The sequence below is a fragment of the Leptospirales bacterium genome (genome assembly GCA_019694655.1).
Taxonomy (GTDB): Bacteria; Spirochaetota; Leptospiria; order Leptospirales; family Leptonemataceae; genus SSF53.
The window spans coordinates 218,452-241,563 of sequence record JAIBBN010000002.1; the positions used below are offsets into that span (position 1 = coordinate 218,452).

Consider the following 23,112-nt stretch of genomic DNA (forward strand, 5'->3'; position numbering starts at 1 on the left):
GGGCGGCACTGGCCATTCGGAGCGTACGATGGCACTGGTTCGGGCAGCCTCAGAGGTTACCAACTCCACAATTGGCGAAAATTCCTATTTCAATGGGCGATTTTTTATCAATGGCTCCTTGAAAATCGATGGAAAATTCGAAGGTAAATCGCTTCAGGCCGATCAACTTTATATCGGAGTTACAGGGCGGGTCAAGACCAACGTCACCGCATCCTCGGTCATAGTCGAAGGGATCATCATTGGCAATATCACGGCCCGCAATCGGGTTATGCTCTTGCCGACCGCTCGTATCCTTGGCGATATCAGCACTCCGGAGTTGATCATCCAGAATGGGGTAATTCTGGAAGGGCGCTGCATGATCAGCCACGATCTGAAACACTCGGCGCGCGCCTACATTGATAGCGAGTATGCCCGCGACAACCTCTCGCTTGAAAAGCTCTTTGGATCCCGCCAGAAGGCCTCCTGATTCGCCGCTGATCATTACCGGCGGCGATCCGGCAGGGATTGGCGCCGAGCTACTGGTCTCACTTCTTCCAGAAATCGTACCCGGCCAGGCGCGGCCAACGTTGCTGCTTGCTACGGGAGGCCGCCGGCAACTGGAGAGTCTGCGCACGGCGCTCGGCAAGAAGCATTTCCGCACGCTTTCCTTTCAAGAAATGTGCGACATCTATCCGCGCTTGCCGGACGGACTCTGCGCGGTTGATCTTTGTAGCGAAATGAAATTGGAGGCGTCGCCGCCTGGCGTGGCCGCCATCAGCGGCGGCGCATTAGCGTTTCGCGCGCTGCAGTGGGCTTGCGACCTCACTGAGAGGTCGCCGCCGGCAGCACTGGTTACGGCGCCAATCTCCAAGGAGTCCGTTGTGGCCAGCGGGCAGAGCGGATTCGTCGGTCACACCGAGTATCTGGCCGGCCGAGCGAATTGCGAAGTCCTGATGTTGATGCACGGACGCAAACTATCTGTGGTCCCTCTGACCATTCATGTTGCCCTGCGGGAGGCCCCGCAGCGCCTCCGCGAAACATTGCAATCTGCCGGACTGATTCGCCTGCTTGGCAAACTGTTGTCCATGCCGCCATTCCGCGGCCGACGCGCCGCCCTGCTGGGGCTGAATCCCCATGCCGGCGAAGGCGGACTTCTGGGCGACGAGGAACAGCGATGGCTTGGCCCCTGGTGTGAAGCGCTGCGGCAAGCCGGCGTGCCAGTGGAGGGGCCATTGAGCGCCGATGGCTTCTTCTTTGAGGAGGTGCGCCGTGAATTTCGTCTGGCGCTGGCCTGTTACCACGATCAGGGCCTGGCGCCCTTCAAGGCCCTCGAAGGTCGCGATGGATTGAATGTTACCATTGGACTGCCCTATCTCCGCATCAGTCCCGATCACGGCGTTGCGTTTGCGATTGCCGGCCGCGGCCGTTGCGATGCAAGCAGTATGCGACGCGCCCTGCAGGCCGGTTACGCCGGGAGTATTGCTGAATGAGCCTTACACAACTTGTCGCTCCGCTGCTGCTGCTATGGGCGCTTGGCGTCCTGTTTCTGCTGATCCGGTCGGAGGTTCCCTGGCTCTGGCGGATTTCCGGTCTCCTGATTTTCAGTTTCTATGCCCTGTTTTTTCGCACCGAGCTGGCACATGCCTTTGGCGCTCTGCAGAGCAACTGGTCCGAGCAACTCTGGAGCTATCTGGCCACGGCGTGGGCCTTTCTGCCGCTCTTCTTACTGCTGTTCTGGCCTATTGCAGTCTGGATAGCCGCGGCTGCAAGAAGCCCAGGCCTTGCCCATAGCTTGCTGCGCAATCTGGCAGTATTGACGCTTTTCTACTGGCTTTTCTGGATGCTTGCCGCCGCCACCGGCTTCGATTTCTCCGCCGATCTGCGACGCATCTTGCCCGAAAACCTTCCGCTACCTGCGCTGCCGCAACCGCCGCCCGCGCGCTAGTTCGAATGATGATCTCGCACCGATGGCCCGGAGTTCGCAAGCCGGGCCCCAAAGCGTTTGGCCAACAGCGCGTGAATAAGCAGGCAAAGGCACAAAACAATGAAGCCGACGAGCAGCGCTAGTCCGGGCGCGACGCTGGCAGCGCGCAACGCAACTGGTGCGATTCCCGGAAGAAAGAACAACAGGGAGAAAAGGGCCAGAATTCTCAGCGGCCGCTTTCCGGCCTGCGACATGCGCTGGTAGAGGTGCTCGCGATGGGCATGCAGCAGGCTTGCGCCGGAACGCAATCTGCGCAGCAAAGTCAAAGTCGGATCAATAACAAAGGGCAGGCAGAGAAAAAAGCCGGTCCATTGATCAAATAGCGCCGGCTGCTCCTCAGGCTTCAAGATTCGCGCAGTGAGAATAGCAATGTCATGCGCCGGACGCAATGGAAAGGCGATAACCGGGAAGGCCAGTGCGAATCCCAGAAAGTAGGAGCCTGCATCTCCCATGAAAATGCGAGCTGGCGGAATGTTCCAGAGTAGAAATCCAATCAGTCCCGCGCCGAGGGCTGCGTAGGCAAATTGGAATAGCCGGTAAACGCCAGTCGACTGTAACTCCGGCGCTCCAACGCCGGAATCCAATTGGAAAAGAACAGCGAAGGCAACACAGGTTAGCAGGGCGAGACCGCCCGCAAACCCATCCATGCCATCCATGAAATTTACGAAGTTCACCATAGCTACCAGCCACAGCACCTGTACCAGCAGCGCCGGCCATCCTTCCAGGGCAATGTAGCCGCCAAGACGCAACTGATCATCGGCGCCTAAGTAGGCGGCCACGGAACAGATCAGAGCCTGTGCCAGCAGTCGATTGAGGGCCGGGAGCTGGTAGCGATCGTCGAGCAATCCCAGAAGGGTCAGACAGAGGGATCCGCCGGCCGCCGCCACAACGGTCGGACTCAGGTATGAGGGCTGATAGATCAGGGCCACAACAATTGCAGTCAAATAGGCAAGCGCAAAGGAAAGCCCTCCGCCACGCGCCACGACACGATTGTGCATGGATCGCTGATTGGGAATATCCGGGAGCACCTCGCTGAGTCCGGTAAGCGCGCCGGTCAGACCCAGTGCAGCGATAAAGGCAGTGGCGAGCAGGAGCGCCTGAGTGAATGGAGACATCTGGTTGCAACCGCTGATGATGGCTAAGAATGGACAAATTCTCCACGCGCCGGATTCTCGGTCGAGAGTCAAATGGGAATAGGGCTTGCGGCGCCTGATTCCCGGGACGGCGGCAAATGGAATTCAAGGGAGTCTTTACAGCGCTGATCACGCCCCTGCAAAATCAGGGACGGACGATTGACTTTGGCGCTCTTCGGGAGCTGGTTGAGAGGCAAGCCGCTGCGGGAGTGAAGGGCGTCGTTCCCTGCGGAACCACCGGCGAATCGCCAACGCTCAGCCATCAGGAACATGCCGAGGTCATTCGCAAAACGGTGGAATACGCCCGCGGGCGCTTGCTGGTCGTAGCCGGCGCTGGATCCAATGCAACTGCCGAAGCCATCCAGCTGACCGCAGACGCCTGCGCGGCCGGCGTTGATGGCGTAATGCTGGTCAGTCCATACTACAACAAACCATCCCAGGACGGGCTGATCCGGCACTTCCAGGCTGTGGCCGATGCCAGCACGGTTCCAGTGATGCTGTACAATATTCGCGGACGGACCGCTGTAAATATCGAAGTCGAAACGCTGCAGCGTTTGATTGAACACCCGCGCATTCAAGCGATCAAGGAAGCCAGCGGGGATCCGGCGCAGATGACCCGCATCATTCGATACTGCGGTTCGCGCGTGGCAATGTTGAGCGGAGACGACAATCTGATTCCGGCAGTGATGGGAATCGGCGGTCAGGGCGTGGTGTCCGTGGCCTCCAACCTGTATCCGCGGCGCATGGTGCGCATGATGGACCTCTATTTGAAGGGCGACTTTGTTGCGGCCAATCAACAATTTTATGAACTCTTCGATTTCATGAATGCCCTGTTCTGGGATGTGAATCCGACGCCGATCAAAGCGGCGGCGCACCTGCGCGGACTCTGCAATCCTGAACTTCGCTTGCCCTTGCTCAGCCTCGATTCGGTACGTCAGGCGCAACTGTCCGATCTTCTGCAACGAATCGGAGAAGACTCTTGATCCGTTTCGCCATGTCCGGCGCCGGCGGGCGCATGGGCCGAACGATCATTGCCCTTTCGCGAAGGACGCACAGCCCGGAGGGCAAGTCCTTTGAGCTGGTGGGCGCGCTGGAACGTCCAGATTCCAGCCTGCTGGGACTGGACGCTGGCGTGACTGCCGGCGTTGGACCGCTGCAGATTGCGATCAGCGATCAGCCAGGCCTGGCCTTGCAGCAGGCCCAGGTTGTGATTGATTTCTCCAGCGCGGCAGGCGCACTCGCTGTTGCTGCAGCATGCGCCGATCGTGGCGTGGCGCTGGCCGTTGGGGCTACCGGACTGAGCGCCGCTGAGCGCGCCAGGCTCGAAGGCTTTGCCGCTCGCATTCCGTTGCTGATCTCGCCCAATATGTCGCTGGGCGTGAACATCCTGTTTCGGCTGACAGAGATCGCCTGCAAAGCTCTGGGCCCTGGCTTTGATGCTGAAATACACGAAGTGCACCATCGCTTCAAACGCGACGCGCCCTCCGGCACAGCCATGCGCTTGAAGGAAATTTTGTTGCGTGAACTGTCTCGCGAAGAAGGCGATGTGGTCTACGGACGCAGCGGCGAACCAGGACCGCGCGGTGCAGCGGAGATCGGCATTCACGCCTTGCGCGGCGGAGATGTCGTGGGAGACCACACTGTTTATTTTTTCGGCGATGGCGAGCGCGTCGAGCTAACACATCGCGCCTCATCGCGCGAGACATTTGCGGCGGGCGCCCTGCGAGCTGCCGCGTTCCTTGCGGACCAGCCGCCGGGACTCTATGCCATGAAGGATGTACTGGGCATTTGAGCCCGGAGCGACGACGTGCTGGAAAGCATTTCACAGGCCACGGCATGGAGCGTCTTGCGGACGCTGGCCGACATTCTGATCGTCGCTTTTATCGCTTACCGCGTCTTCCTGCTGCTGACGCGCACTCGCGCGCTGCAATTGCTGGTAGGCGTTGCCATCATCTTGCTGGTGGACCTCTTTGCCAGGCTGATTGACCTTTCCACTGTTAGCTGGATCATTACCAATGTCTCGCAATACCTGGTCTTCGGACTGATTGTTCTGCTTCAACCAGAGCTTCGGCGATTGATCAGCGAGATTGGCCGCATGCCCATCTTTCAGTGGATCAATCCCAGGGCGACAGTCGAGGTTGCGCCGATTGTCGAAGCGGTTCGGAATATGGCCCAGCAGCGGGTTGGATCAATCATTGTGCTGCTGCGCGAAATCAGGCCGCAAACGATCATTGATTCTGCCGTGCGCGTCGACGGCGCTATCACCGCCGAACTATTGCAGACCATATTCCATAAGGATACGCCGCTACATGATGGCGCGGTCTTCATTGAAGGCAATCGGATCGTGGCAGCTTCCTGCTACCTGCCGATGTCCGGCGCCAAACTCAAGAAAACGCACGGCGCACGCCACCGCGCTGGAATGGGAATGTCTGAAGAAAGCGATGGCATTGTAATCGTAACCTCCGAGGAATCGGGACGGATTTCTGTCATGCTAAACGGAGAAATTCGGAGCGGCGTACGACCCGGGGAACTGGGGCCGCTCCTGCAGCGTTTGCTCTCCTCGTCCTCAGAACCGCTGGCGCCGGAAGAGGAGGCGCTGGACGAGGCTCGTAAGCAAGAAGCGCAGTCGGCCTCCGCTGCGGGACGAGACGGCGGCGCTGCAGCCGAGGGGCGCAAGAAGTGAGGCGCTGGCTGATCAACTGGCAACTGAAGCTGGGTTCGCTGGCTGCGGCTTTCGCCCTTTTTGGCTACGTTCAGTACGCGCGCAATATCACTCGCACTGTCAACGTTCGCGTCGAGCGACCGGCGCTGCCAAACGGCCTGGTGTTTTCATCTCGGACTCCTTCCTTTATGAGCGTAGTATTGCGCGGCGAACGCGAGATGCTGGAATTTGATCCTTCCGACTTCCGCATTCAGCTGACCAATCCCTTGCCTGCGCCAGGACCGGTGGTCTATCGAGCGCGCTTGAGTCCTGAACTGCCGGAAGGAGTGCGCGCCCAATTTGACCAGGAAGTTGAATTGATCGTATCGCGATTGTTGGAGCGCGAATTGCCCATCTCCGCTCGCTTGATCAGCGAGTTGGACCCGGGCCTGGAACGCGGTTACGTCGAAGTGCGCCCGCCAACGGTCCGCGTCCGCGGGCCATACGAGACAGTTCGCGGAATGACGCACGTGCTCACAGAAGGCTTTACCTTGCGCGGGCGAGCCTCAGTCTATACGGCCCGTTTGCCAATGGCCAGCCTTCCGGAATTTGTGGAGGTGGCGCCCAATCAGCCAATCGATGTCGAGTTGCTGGTTAATGTTGCGCCGGCCACCGCCAGCGATTTTGGTCGGCTGGAATCAGTTGCAGTGCATTGCTGGAATGATATTCGCGGAATCAACATTGCAACTCCTGCAACGGTGCGCCTGGAATTCAATACGCCTGGACCCTTTCGCCCCGAAGAGTTTTCCGCAGAAACGTTTTGCCCGGTTTTTCTGGACGGTCAGGAAATCCGTCCTTCGTTTCTGGTGAGCGGCTTGCCGGTTCGCGTAGTTGATCGTTTGCGCCGGCCCGACCTCCAGATCATGCGCGTTTCTCCGCCCAGCGTCGAATTGCAATTTGAGCGCGCGCCGCTGCGAGCGTCGCCGGAGGCGCGCGAAGGCTTCCAGGAACACGTGATACCGCAATCATGATTGTCGGATTGGGCGCAGATATTGTCGAAAACTCGCGCATTGCGCACATGCTGGAGCGTCATGGTCAACGCTTCCTGGAGCGCATATATACGCCGGAGGAAATCGAGTACAGCGTTTCCCACGAGGATCCGGTGCCGTACCTTTCCGCGCGCTTTGCAGTCAAAGAGGCGGCAATTAAGGCGCTCAATTTACCAGGCGGCGCGGGGCTCAGCTGGCGTGACGTGGAGACGGCCGGTCGTATTTTTGGCAAAAAGCGACTGGCGCTTCACGGTCGGGCGGCCGCAGCGGCGCAGACCCTCGGCGCAAATCGCACACACCTGACACTGACGCACAGTCGAGAATGGAGCATGGCCGTTGTAATCCTGGAACAAATCCAGGATGGCGCCAAGTAGTTCAAGCGATACGAATTGTACGACTCAGCGATTCTGCCAGGAGCTCGATTTTTTCTTCCGCCGCCCACCGTTCCAGTTGGATGTCCGCCTTCTGACCCGACTCCTGTGCGGCGTGCAGCCCAAATACCAGCGTCTCCCCTTCCAGCTCCAGATCGACGCTCTCCACTCGCGAGCTCATTCCACGATCCAGGGCTACCGCCAGCCGCAGAATACCGGAAAACAGTCGAACCCGCTGTTGATCGCGAGCGCCAAGCAGGGCGAATTCCGCATGTTTGCGCGACGGCGCCGCCTTGCGGTGGTAGCGCGCAATCTGGGCAATGATTTCAATTTCCGCGCCAGAAAAACCCAGCAGAAGTTCAGAGTTCTTGATAATGTAGTAACTGTGTTTGTGATGAGCAGAGTGCGAGATCAGCATGCCAACGTTGTGTAACAGAGCGGCGCTGCTCAAGAGCAATGTATCCTGTTCCTGGTCCCCGGTTTGCACAAGCCTGCAACGACGAAGTTCAAGATAGATCTGTTCGGCCAGGCGAGCAATGTGCTTGGAGGATCGCAACGCCGCCGGATCGTGGCGCAACATCTGCTCTGTCAGATGTACAGCGGAAGCGCGCCGGATATCCGGAATGTTCAAAGCAACGCGATTGCTTCGCAGCAGCGTATCAAAAATGACGCCTTCGCGCAGCGCAAAGGGGGAAATCAACAGGCTTTGAATCTTGAGAGCGTGACATGTCTCCTGCAACAGGATTGCGCCGCCGACGATGATATCGGCCCGTCGTTCGTCGAGACCCGGGAGTCGGGCGCGTTTTTGATGCGTTGGCTGCTCCAGCAAAGCCGCTACCACTAGATCAAGTTCGTTGCGCGACAGTATCAGGCCGCGTCTGTCAATTTCCTGACCTCGATTGCGGCTCAGCGCTGCCATGATTGCCAGAGTTTCTGCCGTTCCAGAAGAAGCGACAGCCGCTTCAAAACCGATGCCGACTATATGCTGCAGCGTGGAGCCAATTTCTACGCGCACATATCGACGGCATGCCTCAACCGCCGTCGGGCGCAGAGGCTCTGAATCAAAAAATCGATCCTTCAGCCGAATGGCGCCGATCTTGTGGCTGGTCAGGAATTGCGGCGCTCCGTGCTGACCGACAATAAACTCCGTCGAACCTCCGCCAATATCAATCAGGAATATCTTGCGCTCAAAAAGCGGTAGTGCTTGAATCACGCCGAGGTAGATTAAACGCGCTTCCTCCTTCCCTGGAACTACTTCGATGGAGAGCTGGCAGCGATTGCGGGCGGCCAGCAGGAATTCTTCGCGGTTCCGCGCCTCTCGCAGTGCAGATGTCGCCACTGCACGAAGATCGGCGCCATGACTGCGAGCAATCTGAACAAAGCGATCCAGCACGCTCAAGCCCCGTTCCATGGCCTCGGGCGTAATCTCTTCAATATCTCCGGCCCCGCTGCCTAGTCGAACAGACGCTTTTTCGTCGCCTATAACTTCAAATTTCCCATTTTCACGAAAGCGCACGACAACGAGATGAAAGGAATTGGTGCCAAGGTCTATGGCCGCCAGGGTTTGCGACAGCGTCATGGCAGCACGCCCTCCAGCTCCAGAATCCGCAGCGCATTTCCACTGGCAACAGGCCCAGGTCGCAATAAGTAATCGAAGCTCATACGCCCATCCTTGATCGTCTCTTCGAAATGGCAGGAATAGAATTGCGTGCGACTGGCGGCTTCCGCCGCCAGATCCAGATCATGCGTTGCCAGAATGCAGGAGGCCCCGCTGCGTAGCAGTCGCTCCAGAATAATCCGGGAGGCGGCAGTCCGCTCGCGGGCGTTCGTTCCACGCAACATTTCGTCAATCAGTAGCAGCGCGCAAGCCGCCGCACGATCTGCAGCCTCAAGCAGCAAACGCAACCGCTGCACCTCGGCGTAGAATAGAGAAACGGAGCTGGCCAGGTTGTCCTGTTGTTGCATGGAACTCCAGACGAAAAGCGGTCGAAACCGAAAACTGCTGGCCGCAACCGGCGCTCCGCACATTGCCAGCGTAAGATTGGCGCCAATCGAACGCAACAGCGTGGATTTTCCGGACATATTCGAGCCCGTCAGCAGCCAGAGCGGCCGCTCTGTGCCAAGCTCGATATCATTGCCCACCCGCCGTTCCGAAACAATCAAGGGATGCGATAACTGCCGCGCCTGCAGGCGCAGTGAAGATTCGTCCTCGCTGAACCATTCCGGAAAACAGAGGCTGCGATCGGTATCCAGTACTCCGGCAAGGCTTTGCAGGGCATCGAAAAGGGCAAGGTCCTGGAACCAGAGTCGCGCTACGGCGCTATGATGTTGACGCCATCGCCGCCAGCGCGCCGCGGCATGCAATTCATGCAAATACAACAGGCCGCTGAGGAAATGGAGCAGCGGGTTGCGACGAAATGCAAACTGGCCGCTGATGGCCGCCAACTCGCGAATGGCAGCGGCCGGACGCTGGCGGAATATGGTTAAGGCGCGCAAGTATTCGCAGGAAGGCCTGTATGACTCCAGCAATTTGAAAAGCCGATCTGCCCGCGTTAACTCCAGCGACAGCGCCGCGAGCCGCGCAGCCAGCGAACGAAATCGCAGCGTAACGGCGATATAGGCGCCTGAAAGTAACGGAATCAGCAAGAGAAAGTACGCTTCAATCTGCAACATTTGATACAAGATAAACAATGACCAAAACAGAATGCAGAGCGCCAGAGCGCCGCCCCGCCACCAATTTGCGACGCCGTCGCCAGCGAACAAGACGGCCTCGATGTCCGTCTGTAGCGCCGCGGCATTGGAATCCGTTTCGCCAGCGGCGTAGCGTCGAAACCGCTGGCGAAACGTGCGCGCTCGACTGAGTTGTCGAATGGCCTCTTTTCGCTCCTGCCAGCGATTCTTAGACTGGGCATCCTGATCCGGCTGAGAGATCAAGAGCTCCGCCAGTCGACTTCGCCCCGAGGCAGTAGCACAACGGTCTGTGTACTGATGAAGCGAGAAGCTGCCGAGCAGGTTCAAGTCGCCGGCGGATGGATGCGCTTGATCGACTTGCATTGTGAAGGGCGCGCCGATATCCGCCAGACGTCCCGCGGTGCGTAGCTCATCGGCGCGCAGGGTTTGCAGATGCTCCTGGCTTTGTCGCCAGCGCAGATGCCAGCGCTGGTTGATCCACAGCAGCGCCACGAATGCCGCCAGAGCCAGGATACAGCTTGCCCAGAACAGGCCCGAAAGAGATAGCCAGCCGCTCGCTGCAGCCCATCCGGCCAGTAGAGCCAGCGCCGCCGCCGCCAGACGCGCCAATGATATGCGACGCATGCCGCTCTGGACCTTTGCTGCGCGCTGCTCAATTCGGCGACGCAGAGTCGAAAGAGCAGGGCCGGTCGATGTAGAATTCATCGGGTGTACATTCTTGTCCGGCGATATCAGGCGGCAACTACAACCGCTTGTCGTTCCGCTGGCAGATATTTTGTGCTTGAGAGAGGCCAGGCGGCCCTGGCAAATCGGCAGGGATGGCCTTGAAGCACAAAGACCTCCCGGTCAGTGTATGTCCCCTTGAAGACAATGAGGAGGGCAAACGAATCCAGACTCTGCTACGCGGCCTCGACAGCCAGTACATCCGATTGTATGCACCGGGCGCCGCCGAACTTCGAAAGGGACTCGAGCTTTCTGTCGAATTCAGGGTAGATCGACATGAATTTTCTCTGACCACCACCGTTGCCAACGCCACTCCAGAGGGCGAGGTCACCCTGTACAAACCGGCGGTCATCCACCGCCGACGTTTGCGCGATGCCCGTCGAAGGCCGCTGCAGATGCGCATCTACTTTACGCTGTGGACAGAGACCGGCCGTCATGACGGGGAAATGCAGGACATCAGCGCCGATGGCTTCCGAATGATCAGCCGCAAGAGTTTTCGACGCGGGGCTTTGATTTCTCTGGATTTCTATATCCGCTCGGCTCGCATTCGGGTGATCGGTCAGGGACTGGTCGCCTGGTGCAGAACGATGGAAGACAACGAATATTTGCACGAATGCGGCATACAATTTACAACCATATCCAATGAGACGCGCAAGAAACTGGAGCGTTTTGTTGGCGATGGCCCCGAGAACGCCGAAATTCCGGAAACGGAGGCGTGAGCCCTGGCGCCGAACAGATTCGTTCGCTGGCCCAGCAGTGCGGTTTTGTTGAGGCGCGAATCTCCGATCTGGGAATTCCGGAGTCTGATGCCGAACGACTGCGGCAGTTTGCACAGTCCAAAGAGCTGGGCGACATGCAGTGGTTTGCCAGGAGCCTGCCGCTACGAATCAATCCGCACTTGATAATGCCAGAGGCGCGTAGCGCCGTCGTGCTTGCTGCGCTCTATCGATCGCAGCAGCATGAGCAAGCCCTTGCCAGCGCGCGCTACAAAATTGCGCGCTATGCAGGCGGTCGCGACTACCACCGATCGCTGCGACGCAAGGCTGAACGATTTGTCGCGATGGTCGGTCAGTATCTGCCGCCAACCGCTGAGAGGCTGGTCTGGAGAATTTGCGTAGACTCGGCCCCGCTGGCGGAGAAGGTGCTGGCCCGCCAGGCCGGTCTGGGCTGGCAGGGCAAGCATACCAATTTGATCCATCCCGAATTTGGCTCCTACTTCCTGATTGTTGTAGTGCTCTGGAATCTGGAGCTGCCTCCCCAGCAACCACTGCCCGATCTCTGCCGCGACTGTCGGCTGTGCGTCGATGCCTGCCCGACGGGGGCCCTTGAGGAATATCGCATCGAACCGACTCGTTGCATCTCCTACTGGACCATTGAGCGACGCAGCCAGTATGATGCGGATATTGCCAGCGCGACAGACTCCTGGGTATTCGGCTGCGACATTTGCCAGGAAGTCTGCCCCTACAATCGCAATCGGCGAGCGCGCCAGCTCTACAGCGAAGATCCAGACTTCCAGTTGCGCGCCGAAGCGCTACACTGGATGCAGTTTGGCGGGCCAGCAGATGAAAAAGAATGGGAAGAAAAAACGCGCGGCAGCCCCCTCCGTCGACCGGGCTTCGTCCGGCTCAAAGAGAATTTCGAAGCAGTTGATCGGCAACGCAAAGCCGATTGACTGCGCAGCGCTCTACCGCTGGTACAAGAGTAAAGCGCGCCAGCTGCCTTTTCGCCGCCGCAGCGACGCTTATGCCATCTGGATTTCAGAAACGATGCTGCAGCAAACTCGCGTCGCAGCGATGGAAATGCGCTACGTGGAGTTTCTGCGCATCTTTCCCGATCTGGCCAGCCTGGCCGCAGCCTCCGAAGAGCAGGTTCTGGCCGCCTGGAGCGGGCTTGGCTACTATCGCCGCGCCCGCAATCTGCACGCTGCAGCGCGACAGATCGTCCTGCACCACGGCGGCAATTTTCCAATGCAAGAGGCGCAGGCTCTGGCCTTGCCCGGCATTGGCCCCTACACAGCGGCGGCGATCTTGAGCATTGCTGGAAACCAAGCGCTGCCCGTACTGGACGGAAACGTTTCGCGTTTGCTGATCCGCTTGCACGGCTGCAGGCGATCTTCACAGGCCACTACCCCTCGGCTGCGAGCGCTGGCCGCCCTGGCCATGGAGAATCGCGGCCCTATCGCCGCCGGCCTGCACAACCAGGCCATGATGGAATTGGGCGCATTGATCTGTCGGCCGGGACAACCGCTCTGCGCAGATTGTCCCTTGGGCGACCAGTGTTTGCTGTACCAGCGCGGCGGGGCCAAACTAGCTGCGCGCTATCCGCCCCCCCGCAGAATGCAGGCGCTCGATGTGGAGCTGCAGCTGTGGCTGCTTCGGCAGGGAAAGGAGGTCTGGCTTTTACGCGACGCGGCGGCTCGCTTCCTGGCCGACGCCTGGCATCTTCCCGGTCGCTGGCGCGAGGTCGGGACCGCGTGGACTCAGACTTCAGGCCTGGGGGAAATACTTAAGAAAAGCGAAGCTATTGAACGGGCCCCCGTGCTTCGATTTCGGCATGCGATTACCCGCCATCGGCTGGCGGTGGAGGTGCGAATGGTCGAATGGAATGGCCATCGGTCAGCGCCGGGTGAAGTTGGTCGCTGGCGCCGTCTTGGCTGGGAAGCGGCGCGCAAGATCGCCGTGAGTTCGATGACCACACGGGCATTGGACTATTTTCAGCGCGAAACCGAGGCAGAATCGGCTGGATCCGGCAATGCGAGGCGGCGCATCTCCAATTTCAATCCGCACAGATAGTCGATGCATTCGGCCTGCGTTTTGGCGCGGACTTCGTCTGGGCCCCAGACGTAGATGCCGTGATCGCGCACAGCTACGGCCGGACTGCGCGGATACCGTTGGATGGCGGCGCGCAGCGTCTCCGTCAATTCACACTCCCGCGGCGTATTGTCGATGACCGGCAATTCGAAAATATCAAGGTAGCCGTGACCGGCGATGCCCTTGAGCATCTCCTGTCGTGCAAAACGTAGAACGGAAAGGAAAGAATCGACGCGCTCCGCAAGCAAAGTGGCCAAGACTACGTTCGGAGAATGAGAATGCAAGACCGCCCCGGCCTCACAGAGCTCGTATGCTGAAAGAAAGAGCGGCGCACACTCGCTCAGTTTCAGTGCGGGATCGGCGGCCTGCTCAATGATCTGGCCGCTGCTATCCAGGACAAAAACGTCTTCGGGTCGAATCTTCTCTTTTTGCACCCCGCTGGGCGCCATATAAATGCGATCCTTGCGTCGCAGTGAAATTCCGCCGCCAGTGCCGCTGACCCACCCCAGGCGATAAAAGCCGCGACACATCTCGGCAATCAACAGACGAGGATCGGCTCCGGTCGCAGTGGCAGCATCCATCTTGATACCCATAAGAGATCTTACTGAAGATCGACGGCAAATACAACGCCGCTTGCTTCTGCAGCATAGTCAAGATTGAAGAAGGCGTCGCGCACCTGATCATGAAATTGCCGCGTCTGGAAGTTATTGAAACGCCGCGCCGCATTTGCTGATCCCAGCACGGAGGCCAGATAAAAGATCAAGCCGAGGATACCAAACACCAGCGATCCGGAATGGGGCCGGCTGGCTGCTCGCTCCAGGTCATAAAGCAGGAGGGCAGGGCCAACCGTGGCCGCCGTAAAGAGAAAAGAACTCGCGCCGTCCGCCCATTGGTCCGAATAGACGTAGCCGGCGCCGGGCAAGAAGGCAGAGAGAACACTGGCGAGTAGCGGGCTTTTGCGCGGCGCTTGCTGATGTCGTTCCAATGCATCCAGCGCCTCGCCGCTGCGGCGCTGTACCTCCTGGTTCTGAGCATGGCTCTGCAATTCGAGCAGTCGTTGCCTGGCCTCTTCATCGGCGTTTAGCTCAAGGAAGATTGCGCTTTCCAGAAGTGCGGTCTGCTCGCGAGACGCGGCCGGCAAATCCGGCAGCGCGCCGATGCGATCTCGCTCGGTCAGCGCCTGCCGCGTCCAACCCAGGCGCATGCTGGCATACATCCGCAAATAGAGCTGGGAAAAGTCGTCGTAGCGATCGAGCAGCGTGAGCGCCTCGCGGAATCTTTCGCGCTGCATGGCGGCAAGAGCCTGTTTTAAACGCAAAGACTCCAGCTCGGAAGCGCTGGCGCCATTCTCTTCCAGCATGTAAGCTGCTTGCGCCAGAGCGAAGTCCCTGCGCGAGTAATAGCCATCGCCACTCTCGCCCCGGGCCTGCGCGCTGCGCAAGGCCAGAAAGCAGGTGGCAATGGCAACCAGGGCGGCCGTCAGACGCATCAGGATCATGCTTGCCGATTGGCGCTGGCGGACAAGCATCTACCGGTGCGCTACCTTGCCGCCCTATCCTGCGCGCTAGTTCTGGGCTGCTTCAGCGCCCGGCCCGCCGATCGATCTGAGCCCGAGTCAGTTTCCGAAGCGAGCGCTGCAGTGTGGTCAAAGCCAATCCTTGCGTTGATTCGGCAACACAGGGAGCGGGGCACGCTCTACGATGGACCACGATGTCCGCTTTATCCCAGTTGCGCTGCCTACGGAGAGCAGGCCATCGAACGTTACGGTCTGGTTGGTTTTCTGCTTACCATCGAAAGACTTTTCTTTCGCGAATTTGGCAATCTGGAGGGGCGCTATCGTCCAGCATCCAGGCTGCAAAGTTCTGATCTACGCTACCAGGACCCTCTCTCCGACGCACTGCCCTGGACTTCGCCTCCGGGACCATCGCTTTTGACCGAGTCACGCGCTCCGAACTGAATCGATTGGAGGGTCGTAAAGGGCAGTCAAAGCTCTTGTCACAGGGAGGGATAAGATTGACTTATGTCCCCGATGACTCTTGTCCGGTCGCCGCTTCCGCTGGAAGGAGGCAGAATGCGTCGCTCCCAGGAGCTGGTGGAGGCCCTGCTGGCGCTGCCGGCCTACCGCATGCTTAGAGAGGATGCACTGGCCTTTGGCGGCGAACAGCTTTTCATTCACTCGCCACTCTATCTTCCTGATATTGAAAAGGCGGCCGCCTGGCTGCGCGAGGCCCAGGAGGGCGGCTGGCCAACCCTGATCGTCGGCGACCGAGATGTCGACGGCGTTTGTTCAACGGCGATGATCGCCGCTTTCTTGCGGGAGCACAGCCCCGAGCCGGAACGCGTGGCGCTTATGGTTTCGGACGATGGCGACGACTACGGACTCAGCGGCGCCTTCTTCGATCAGGTCATGGCTTCGCCGGCTCGTCTTGTCGTCTTGCTGGACATGGGCACCTCCAACGGGCCAGAAATTGCAGCCCTTGCCAGCGCTGGAAAGCGCATCATCGTACTCGATCACCATCAGCTCCACGATCGCATTGCCGATCCGTTGCACTGCGCCTTCGTCAATCCAATGCGCCTCACTCAGCCCGTCTTCGAGCACAACAACAAGATCGCGACAGTGGCATTGGCTTTCAAGTTGCTGCTGGCCTGCGCCCTGTCGCACACCCGCGACTGGCGGCGCTTTTGCTATCTGGAGACGCCCGAAGGCTGCATGGTCTATCGTCTGGGCGCCTATCTGGGTCTTGCCCCGTCGCTGGAAGCGGCCAGGGAGCGTCTCGACAAGGCGGCGGAGGGGGAGTGGACCTCGCTCTACGGCGATGACCTTTGCGATCCAGCCACGATGGAGATCTTCCAGCAGCGACCGCTGGAGGCCGGTCGCAGGCTGCTGGCAGCCTTGATTCAGACCCGTCCCAGACTGCGTGCTTTTGCACAGCGACACAGCGATCTTGCGGCGCTTGGACTCCTGACTGACATTGCGCCGCTGGTTGGAGAGAATCGTACGCTGGTTCGCGTCGGGTCCCGCGTTGCACAGCGCGGCCAGGCAAACAATTCTGGCAGCGGCGCTGGCGTTTTCCGTCCGGGATTACGGGCTCTGCTCGATCGCCTCGATCTGCCGGAACGCGACGTCCTTTTCAGTCGCGATATCGCCTGGTCGGTCGGACCGACGCTGAACGCCGCGGGTCGGATGGGAAACACGCGTCTGGCCCTGGATCTCTTGATGGAAGAAGATGTAGCGCAAGCAGCGCGACTGGCGCAACAGTTGATTGCACTAAACGAAGAGCGCAAGCGTAGAACCGGGAGAAACCAGGAGATTGCCGACCAGTGGTTGAGTTCGCATCCGGAATGCATTGGCCCCGGATTGCTTTTCTGCTACCACCCGGATCTTAAGCCAGGCGTTTCAGGAATCGTCGCCGCGCGCCTGTCCGAACGCTATGACCGGACAGCCGTCTACGTTAACCTCGATGGGGAGCGAGCTAAGGGCTCCGTGCGCAGTACGCCTGGCGTAGATGCAGTGAAGCTGCTGGAGTATGCCGCCGATTTGCTGATCCAGTACGGCGGCCATCCGGAGGCGGCGGGATTCTCTCTTGCGCCGGATCGGATTGCTGAGCTTCAGAAGCGCCTGCTTTCACTTCCTCAGGAACGCTACGCCGCTCCCGAATTCGCAGCGACGCCGGGGGACGCCCTCGTTGCAATCAGTGTGCGACCCGGCGAAATCAGCGAAGAACTTTATCGATTGCTGAGCGAGCTGGAACCCTTTGGTCCTGGGAATCCGGCGCCAATGCTCCACCTGAGAAACGTCACACCCGCCCAGATCAAGCCGATGAAGAACGGACTCCACCTTCGCTTTCAAGTTCAGGGGATGAATCCCAGGATCGACGCCGTCGCCTGGCGCCTGGGTCCAAAAATCCAGCAATTGCTGGATGCATCCAGTTCAATCGACTTAGTAGGGGCGCTTGAACTCAGCGCCTTTGCCGGTCGTCGCCGCCTGCAATTCCGCGTCGAAGAAGTGCAATCCGCCGCAGCCCTCTCAGGGAGCGGCGTCCTTGACGATGGATCCGTTCTTTGAGCTCAAATAGTACACGACTTCCCAAACTTGAACATCGCTGATCGACTGTCCGCCGCGGGCTGGCATCGGCGTGCCGCTTGGTTGTTTTGTCTGTCCGCCAGGAACGCCACGCATGATCAAGCGGCCGAGATTAACTTCGTTGTCATAGTGCAGCCAGGTTGCATCGCTGAGCGAAGGGCCGGCACCGCCTTCGCGGTTGGCGCCGTGGCAAGCCACGCACACCTGCTGGTAGGTTTTCTCTCCGCTGGCAATTGCGGCAGGACTGCGCGGCGGCGGCGGCGCCACGGAACGCGGCTGCACGAAATCAAGACCCTGCGAGGCGCGCAAACTTTGCGCGTTGCTCTGTCCCAGAAATCCCTGCATGAAAATTGCGTAGCCGACTCCGGCCAGCAGCGCGCCGAAAAACAGAAAAAGGATCCAATTTGGAACGCCCTTCGTATCGTTGTGGCTCATCAGTACTCTATCCTCTCGCTCTTCGGATCTGGATCAATTCGTGGCGTAGAATTTGCCGGCGGATTCTCGCTGTCGTTTGCCAAGACTGAGCAGGTAGGCGACCAGCGCGTCGCCGCGCGTTTGATCGGCAAGCTGCGTGAACGCGCTGCGCTGTTGCGGATCAGAAATTGGCGAACCAGCATTCATCTGCATACGCGTCCGCCAGCTCAAGCCAAGCGGATCGAGGCCATCGTCAGTTTGAAACAGGTGGCCAAAACGGTGGAACACAGCACGGGGCGTATCGGATTTCTTGCTTTGAAGCAAGCCGCGCAGCTGTGATTCATCCATCCGACCGGATAAGCGCGCCAGATCCGGTCCAATCCGAACGCTTCCACGCATCGCGGGACTTTCGTAGTAGTATTCCATCATATCCGGCGCCAGAAAGTAGCCATAGGATTCGGCATTGGCCATACGCAAGGCTTCCCACGCAATGGGGCGCAAGGCTTGCGTGTGACAGTACTGGCAGCCCTCTTCAAAGTACACCTGCTGGCCGGCAATTTCCAGCTGCGACGGAGGATGAAGGTTTGCCATCGAACCGTGGCTGGGGAGCGCGTTACGTCGGAACGGGAGCCACACGACAGCGGTGATGGCGAACAGCGATGCCGCCAGCAGAGCAATAGCCAGGCGCTGTGGATTCTGGAAGCAGGCGGCCACGCGGGCCAGAATGTTTTCGTAAAGTGCGCTCATCAGTGGGCTCCGTGACCTGCAGCATTCTGGCCAGCGCTGCGGGCTACGCCAGTATTGAAGGAATACGTTGTATAGGGACGGCTGCCAAGTCGCGCCAGAAGCGCCGCAAATGCGCCGGCCAGCGCACACAACGCGACCAGCAGGCTACCGGCCAGCTCAAATCCCGGAAAACTGATCGCAATGCGCAGCGCCTCAGAGGGGGGTTCTGGAGCCGGCGAACCAGCCGTCATCAACGGCGTTGTTGCCGGCTTCTCCAGCAGCGAACCGCGTGCATTCGCTTCAACCCACTCCTTGTGCGCCAGGGCCTCGCCCTCCATTGCCGACAGATGCAATGCTTGTGTAATACCCTGCAGGCTAAAGGTAAGCAGGAGGACAAGAACCGCCAGACCGCCGCTGATCATTAGAACTCGACGCGCTGCCAGCGGGCTACTGCGGCCAAGATTCAATTCGTAGATCAATACGCCAATGGCGCTCATTCCCAGGATGCCATAGATGCTGGCATCGATCATGATATTGCGAAGATCGAGCGCCGTATAGCCAAGTTGTGCCTGAACGGACGGAAAGGCGCTCAGGATGCGCACTACGGCAAAGACGCTGATCAACGCAGCGCTCCAGCGCAGGGCCATGCCAAGATGATTGGATCGAACTCTGGTGGCGCCCCTGGTAAAACTGTAGTGAGCGCCAAAGGAGAGCGAAAGGATCGCCGCGCCCAGAGCAATCGCGCCGGCCACGCCCAGGTTTTGCAGCAGCCCCGGCGCGGCGCTGAATACAAGGGCGCCTGCGGCCGCCAGCGGCAGAACCACTGCTGTTGCTCCAAGCCCAAAATGGGTCATCGCGGCCGAGTAGTCGCGGAGCCCGTAAAACTTAGGAATAGCGAAGTAAAGTCCGGTTAGAATCGGGATTACGATAAAGTAAACCAGAACTCCAAGCCGGTAGACCTCTTGCACAGCTTGATCCTGCATTCCGGTGAATGGACTTACTGCGCTGAACAGGCCGTAAGGCAGAGCCAGGTTGCCAATCAGCCAGGTGCTCAGCATGCCTGAGAGTCCGCCTACGGCCAGAACGCCGCGCAGATCAAATTTGCCGGACTGCTTGAAGCCATCAATCATTGCCGCGAGGGCAGCCAGTATGCTCAACAGATAGAGTTCATCGGCCGGCCAGCTCAGCTCGCCAAACTCGCGACCGCTGTTGGCGCCTGCCAGTATTCCAATGATGCCAACCAGCAGGCCCAGGATATAGAGCAGAAGGGCGAGGCAGGCGGCGGGGGCCAGTCTTGGCGTGACGCCGGACGAATCTTTCAAAATGGAAAAGCAAAGCGCCAGGAATACGCCGAAAAATCCGCCGAAGATCAGCAGGTTATTAGCGACCGGCGCCAGATAGCCGTAGTCAAATAGGAGCGGCAGATTGCCTGGCTGAACTGCAAGGACAAATCGTCCAAGGCTGTAGAGCACGGCGCCAATCGCGCCAAAGGCCAGGCCAATTCCGGCGCCAATTCGAATAGCGCCATCCAGGTTGCGGCTTGAATCAAACATTCTCTTTAGAAGCTTCATGAGTTCCAGCTCAATTAGAATTGATCCGGCCTACTCGCGGCCGGTCAGCCCTCGCACATAGGAATAGAGATCATTCCACTCATCCTCTGTCCAGCTATCCATTCCGCTGACATGCAATGCATTGGAATCTGCATGCGCGCCGCGAAAACTGGCAAGACTGGCCGCGCCGGGCGCGCTACGCAGGTCGGCTGTGGAAAGATAGGCTCCACACAATCGGCCGTCTGCTTTGCAAGAATAGAGTCCAAAGCGCTGGGCGGCGCCGCGTCCTTCGCCAAAAGCGCCATGACAACCGGAGCAATTGCGCGCGTACACTTCGGCTGCAGGATGATCAGCCAATTGCGCGGCGCTGTCACGCCTCGCTTGATCCACGGCGCCTGCCGAGCCCTGATCGACTGGATTTGCAGCGCCAAGCATACTTTGCAAATCCGGCGATGCCGGTCGCTCCCCGATCGGCTTGTAGCCCATTTCCCAGCGTCGCGAAGCAGCATATGCCGTCCGGGTCTCGCTCGCAGCGGCCGCCAGGGCGGCATTTCTTTCCGCTGCAGCGGCGCCGACTGGCTGCTTGGTCATTGCGTAGAGAAAGTAGGCCATGGCCCAGCGGCCGCGGTCCGTATAGGATTGAAAAGCGTGCGAGGGCAGGCGCTCGCTACCCACAGTGATCGTCTTAAAAAAGTCATTGGGCGTCCGCGCCGGAGGAATTTCGGCATCACGGAAGCCTGGCGTAACAATGCCTCGGGCTGAGAGTTCGGCCGTATCGCTGCCGTGACCATCAAAGAGGACGCCGTGGCAGGATGCGCATCCGGCGGAATTATACATCACCGAACCGAAGAATCGCACTTCGGCATCATTTGCATAGACCGGCTTGTCAGCAGGGCGACAATGCGTCGCTCCCAGCAGCAATGAGCCGACAGCAGCTACAAAAAAAGTAGTTCTCAAGATCATATCAGTCATCCCAACGCAAAGCCTACTGATGGAAGTGGAGGCATTCCTCCAGCCGCGGGTCCTTTTGCGGTATCAAAGCGTGTCTTTCCAGCATCTTGCCAATGATGAGCACAAAAGAACCGCCCACAATCAGCAGCGGTCCCAATTCAGCCAGCAGAACCGGTACTCCGCCATCGTGGTGCAGTACCGGATAGAGAATCCAGAACATGTCCAGCACCTGGCCAAACAAGACCAGAATGGCCACACGCTTCATGTAATTGTAGTCGCGCTTCGGTTCGCGACGCACCAGCAAAAAGAAAGGCGCCACAAAGCGAGTAAGTACCAGCAACAAAGTTACGTAGTACCAACCGCCTGTCAGTCGATACTGATACCACACCGTCTCTTCGGGTATATGGCCGTAATAGATCAGCATGTATTGGCTTACAGCAATGTAAGTCCAGAAAATCGTGTGCCCGAACATGAACTTGCCCAGGTCATGGAAGTGATTCTCATTCAGCGCATCGCCGTAGTAGCCATTTTTTTTCAGATACCAGACCCATAGCACCAGCGAGGCATACAGCGTCAGCGCCATGCCGGCAAAAATGTAAACGGCCCAGATTGTGGAGAACCAGTGCGGATAGGTGCTCATCGAGAGGTCCCAGCCGCTGATGGAGTAGCTGAGTCCAAAAAAGACCAGAAAGCCGCCGCCTAGTTTGGCCATCAGCCGGGTCCGTGAAATACGGCCGTCCGCGTCCTGACTGGTTGATTGCTTCCAGAATAAGAATCCAAAAAGGATCCAGAGCAAGACAATGATTACGTTGCGGAGCTCAAAAGTCGGTCGGTTCAGCCACCAGCTCTTCTTCTGAATCAGCTCGTCTGTGGCCGGTGCGTGCACCCAGTGGCTGAATACAGAATCCATTCCACCGCCAAAGAGCACTATGGCTATCAGTAGTAGAGGGACAGGCAGGAACCACCAGTAGTTCTCAGCTACCCTGCGGACCGTCACATTCCACGCTGCGCCGGCAAGGTGATTCACTGCTACAAAGAAGATTCCGCCCAGGCCCAGCGGAATTGCAACCAGCGCGGCCAGATGAATAGCAAAGAAAAACCGCGGATTCCATGCCCCGGCTTCATGTTCGCCCCCGCTATGCTCTGCCGCTGTTGCACCATGCTCAGCCGCATGCTCGCTGGCCGCGTGTTCCCCGCCAAGCGTCCAATGTGGCGCCAGACCAAGCGCCAGCACAACCGTCAGGGCAAGGCCCACGCCGATCAGCGCCAGGCAGATTGTTTGCAGCCGACCAGGCATGCGAAACTTCAATTTTTCTTCTGATACTACGCTGGTTGACACGCCCGTACTCCCTCTCAGTTGTTCCCGCCGCCGCTGGTTGCGCCGGCTGGCGCTCTGCTTTGCAGCAGTCGCACATAGCGGATTACCGCCCAGCGGTCATCCACCGGCAGTTGATACGCGTAGGGCCGCATGCGGGCGCGCCCCATGGTGACGATATGAAAGATCTCACCGTCGCTCCAGTCCTTGATCTTGCCGGTCAACAGTGATGGCATATCTGGAAAGCGCGGCGTCACCGGCCCATCGCCAGCGCCGGTATAGCCATGACATGTGGCGCAGTAAGTATTGTAGCGGTTCTGGCCGCGCGCCAGGACCTCTGCGCTGCTCGGCAGCGGATTGTGCAAGCTGCGGGGGCCGACAAAATCCGCTGCCGCAAAAGGATATGGCTCGAAGTTTCTGGGTACGGTTCCTTCCGGCGGTACGCGAACGCCTGAGCCGGGACCGCCAAAGGCCTCATGCTCGTCTGCGCCCCGTTCCCAGGCGCTGCCCTTCACGTTGGACAGTGTGGTGAAATCTTCCTCTTGTGCTTCTACCGCCGGGCTGTCCTGCATATCCAGAAACCAATGGATGCCGGACTTATTGCCGCGATAGTTGCAGTTTGTCAGCGGCGCCAGCGCTGCCAGCAGAACAAGAATGCTCACGATTCGAGAAAACATCTGCGTTGATCCTT

General features: G+C 59.0%; 24 protein-coding genes. 13 read left to right on the top strand and 11 right to left on the bottom strand.

All coding sequences use genetic code 11. The features are described 5' to 3' along the window. Positions 1 to 28 precede the first annotated feature (28 nt). Genes K1X75_04245 through K1X75_04255 form a run of 3 tightly spaced genes read left to right on the top strand, consistent with a single transcriptional unit; the run spans position 29 to position 1,924 of the window. On the top strand, positions 29 to 466 hold the full coding sequence (locus K1X75_04245) for a polymer-forming cytoskeletal protein (GenBank protein ID MBX7057250.1): 438 nt from the start codon (positions 29 to 31) through the stop codon (positions 464 to 466). Further along, positions 441 to 1,469, top strand: coding sequence for a 4-hydroxythreonine-4-phosphate dehydrogenase PdxA (locus tag K1X75_04250; protein ID MBX7057251.1), 1,029 nt, complete (start codon positions 441 to 443; stop codon positions 1,467 to 1,469). The genes K1X75_04245 and K1X75_04250 overlap by 26 nt, the downstream gene beginning before the upstream one ends. Beyond that, the gene (locus K1X75_04255; GenBank protein ID MBX7057252.1) at positions 1,466 to 1,924 is read left to right on the top strand and encodes a hypothetical protein; all 459 of its coding nucleotides are present in this window, start codon (positions 1,466 to 1,468) and stop codon (positions 1,922 to 1,924) included. Before K1X75_04250 ends, K1X75_04255 begins: the two co-directional genes overlap by 4 nt. On the opposite strand, the gene K1X75_04260 is transcribed toward K1X75_04255, so the two are convergent. Next, positions 1,921 to 3,078, bottom strand: coding sequence for a hypothetical protein (locus K1X75_04260; protein ID MBX7057253.1), 1,158 nt, complete (start codon positions 3,076 to 3,078; stop codon positions 1,921 to 1,923). The two genes, K1X75_04255 and K1X75_04260, sit on opposite strands and share 4 nt — an antisense overlap. A gap of 116 nt (positions 3,079 to 3,194) precedes the next feature. Here K1X75_04260 and dapA point away from each other — a divergent pair, with 116 nt between their 5' ends. Genes dapA through acpS form a run of 5 tightly spaced genes read left to right on the top strand, consistent with a single transcriptional unit; the run spans position 3,195 to position 7,160 of the window. Continuing rightward, a complete protein-coding gene (dapA, locus tag K1X75_04265) occupies positions 3,195 to 4,079 on the top strand; it encodes a 4-hydroxy-tetrahydrodipicolinate synthase (GenBank protein MBX7057254.1) in 885 nt (294 codons plus the stop codon). Further along, positions 4,076 to 4,888 carry a 4-hydroxy-tetrahydrodipicolinate reductase gene (gene dapB / locus K1X75_04270; protein ID MBX7057255.1) on the top strand — a complete coding sequence of 271 codons (813 nt, stop codon included), beginning with the start codon at positions 4,076 to 4,078 and terminating at the stop codon, positions 4,886 to 4,888. Before dapA ends, dapB begins: the two co-directional genes overlap by 4 nt. Positions 4,889 to 4,903: 15 nt before the next feature. Next, positions 4,904 to 5,779 carry a diadenylate cyclase CdaA gene (cdaA, locus tag K1X75_04275; protein ID MBX7057256.1) on the top strand — a complete coding sequence of 292 codons (876 nt, stop codon included), beginning with the start codon at positions 4,904 to 4,906 and terminating at the stop codon, positions 5,777 to 5,779. After that, positions 5,776 to 6,768, top strand: coding sequence for a YbbR-like domain-containing protein (locus K1X75_04280; GenBank protein ID MBX7057257.1), 993 nt, complete (start codon positions 5,776 to 5,778; stop codon positions 6,766 to 6,768). Before cdaA ends, K1X75_04280 begins: the two co-directional genes overlap by 4 nt. Next, positions 6,765 to 7,160, top strand: coding sequence for a holo-ACP synthase (acpS, locus tag K1X75_04285; GenBank protein ID MBX7057258.1), 396 nt, complete (start codon positions 6,765 to 6,767; stop codon positions 7,158 to 7,160). The genes K1X75_04280 and acpS overlap by 4 nt, the downstream gene beginning before the upstream one ends. Before the next feature lies 1 nt (position 7,161). Here the strand turns inward: acpS and K1X75_04290 are convergent, their stop codons facing one another. Together K1X75_04290 and K1X75_04295 are read right to left on the bottom strand one after the other, a co-directional pair. Then, entirely contained in the window at positions 7,162 to 8,736 is a 1,575-nt protein-coding gene (locus K1X75_04290; protein ID MBX7057259.1) for a Ppx/GppA family phosphatase, read from the bottom strand. Then, positions 8,733 to 10,553 (bottom strand): hypothetical protein, encoded by a 1,821-nt coding sequence (locus tag K1X75_04295; protein MBX7057260.1) that lies wholly within the window; start codon positions 10,551 to 10,553, stop codon positions 8,733 to 8,735. Before K1X75_04295 ends, K1X75_04290 begins: the two co-directional genes overlap by 4 nt. A 113-nt stretch (positions 10,554 to 10,666) precedes the next feature. Here K1X75_04295 and K1X75_04300 point away from each other — a divergent pair, with 113 nt between their 5' ends. Genes K1X75_04300 through K1X75_04310 form a run of 3 tightly spaced genes read left to right on the top strand, consistent with a single transcriptional unit; the run spans position 10,667 to position 13,363 of the window. Further along, complete coding sequence (locus tag K1X75_04300; protein ID MBX7057261.1) at positions 10,667 to 11,290, top strand: PilZ domain-containing protein; 624 nt, start codon at positions 10,667 to 10,669, stop codon at positions 11,288 to 11,290. Next, positions 11,287 to 12,243: a tRNA epoxyqueuosine(34) reductase QueG gene (queG, locus tag K1X75_04305; protein MBX7057262.1), complete on the top strand. Its 957-nt coding sequence runs from the start codon at positions 11,287 to 11,289 to the stop codon at positions 12,241 to 12,243. The genes K1X75_04300 and queG overlap by 4 nt, the downstream gene beginning before the upstream one ends. Next, positions 12,218 to 13,363 (top strand): A/G-specific adenine glycosylase, encoded by a 1,146-nt coding sequence (locus tag K1X75_04310; protein ID MBX7057263.1) that lies wholly within the window; start codon positions 12,218 to 12,220, stop codon positions 13,361 to 13,363. The genes queG and K1X75_04310 overlap by 26 nt, the downstream gene beginning before the upstream one ends. Here K1X75_04310 and mtnB read toward each other — a convergent pair. Together mtnB and K1X75_04320 are read right to left on the bottom strand one after the other, a co-directional pair. Then, positions 13,285 to 13,974 (bottom strand): methylthioribulose 1-phosphate dehydratase, encoded by a 690-nt coding sequence (gene mtnB / locus K1X75_04315; protein MBX7057264.1) that lies wholly within the window; start codon positions 13,972 to 13,974, stop codon positions 13,285 to 13,287. The genes K1X75_04310 and mtnB overlap by 79 nt on opposite strands. 8 nt (positions 13,975 to 13,982) lie before the next feature. Then, positions 13,983 to 14,879 (bottom strand): hypothetical protein, encoded by an 897-nt coding sequence (locus K1X75_04320; GenBank protein MBX7057265.1) that lies wholly within the window; start codon positions 14,877 to 14,879, stop codon positions 13,983 to 13,985. A gap of 9 nt (positions 14,880 to 14,888) precedes the next feature. Here K1X75_04320 and K1X75_04325 point away from each other — a divergent pair, with 9 nt between their 5' ends. Together K1X75_04325 and K1X75_04330 are read left to right on the top strand one after the other, a co-directional pair. Beyond that, the gene (locus K1X75_04325) at positions 14,889 to 15,338 is read left to right on the top strand and encodes a membrane protein insertion efficiency factor YidD (GenBank protein ID MBX7057266.1); all 450 of its coding nucleotides are present in this window, start codon (positions 14,889 to 14,891) and stop codon (positions 15,336 to 15,338) included. A gap of 114 nt (positions 15,339 to 15,452) precedes the next feature. Then, the gene (locus K1X75_04330; GenBank protein MBX7057267.1) at positions 15,453 to 17,447 is read left to right on the top strand and encodes a DHH family phosphoesterase; all 1,995 of its coding nucleotides are present in this window, start codon (positions 15,453 to 15,455) and stop codon (positions 17,445 to 17,447) included. Here K1X75_04330 and K1X75_04335 read toward each other — a convergent pair. Genes K1X75_04335 through K1X75_04360 form a run of 6 tightly spaced genes read right to left on the bottom strand, consistent with a single transcriptional unit; the run spans position 17,409 to position 23,098 of the window. Continuing rightward, the gene (locus K1X75_04335) at positions 17,409 to 17,900 is read right to left on the bottom strand and encodes a cytochrome c (protein ID MBX7057268.1); all 492 of its coding nucleotides are present in this window, start codon (positions 17,898 to 17,900) and stop codon (positions 17,409 to 17,411) included. The two genes, K1X75_04330 and K1X75_04335, sit on opposite strands and share 39 nt — an antisense overlap. A 33-nt stretch (positions 17,901 to 17,933) precedes the next feature. Next, positions 17,934 to 18,626 (bottom strand): cbb3-type cytochrome c oxidase subunit II, encoded by a 693-nt coding sequence (locus tag K1X75_04340; GenBank protein MBX7057269.1) that lies wholly within the window; start codon positions 18,624 to 18,626, stop codon positions 17,934 to 17,936. Then, positions 18,626 to 20,176 (bottom strand): hypothetical protein, encoded by a 1,551-nt coding sequence (locus K1X75_04345; GenBank protein MBX7057270.1) that lies wholly within the window; start codon positions 20,174 to 20,176, stop codon positions 18,626 to 18,628. Before K1X75_04345 ends, K1X75_04340 begins: the two co-directional genes overlap by 1 nt. A 30-nt stretch (positions 20,177 to 20,206) precedes the next feature. Next, on the bottom strand, positions 20,207 to 21,118 hold the full coding sequence (locus tag K1X75_04350; protein ID MBX7057271.1) for a cytochrome c: 912 nt from the start codon (positions 21,116 to 21,118) through the stop codon (positions 20,207 to 20,209). Between the two features lie 22 nt (positions 21,119 to 21,140). Further along, complete coding sequence (locus tag K1X75_04355; GenBank protein MBX7057272.1) at positions 21,141 to 22,445, bottom strand: hypothetical protein; 1,305 nt, start codon at positions 22,443 to 22,445, stop codon at positions 21,141 to 21,143. Positions 22,446 to 22,459: 14 nt separating this feature from the next. After that, on the bottom strand, positions 22,460 to 23,098 hold the full coding sequence (locus K1X75_04360; GenBank protein MBX7057273.1) for a cytochrome c: 639 nt from the start codon (positions 23,096 to 23,098) through the stop codon (positions 22,460 to 22,462). Positions 23,099 to 23,112: the final 14 nt, after the last annotated feature.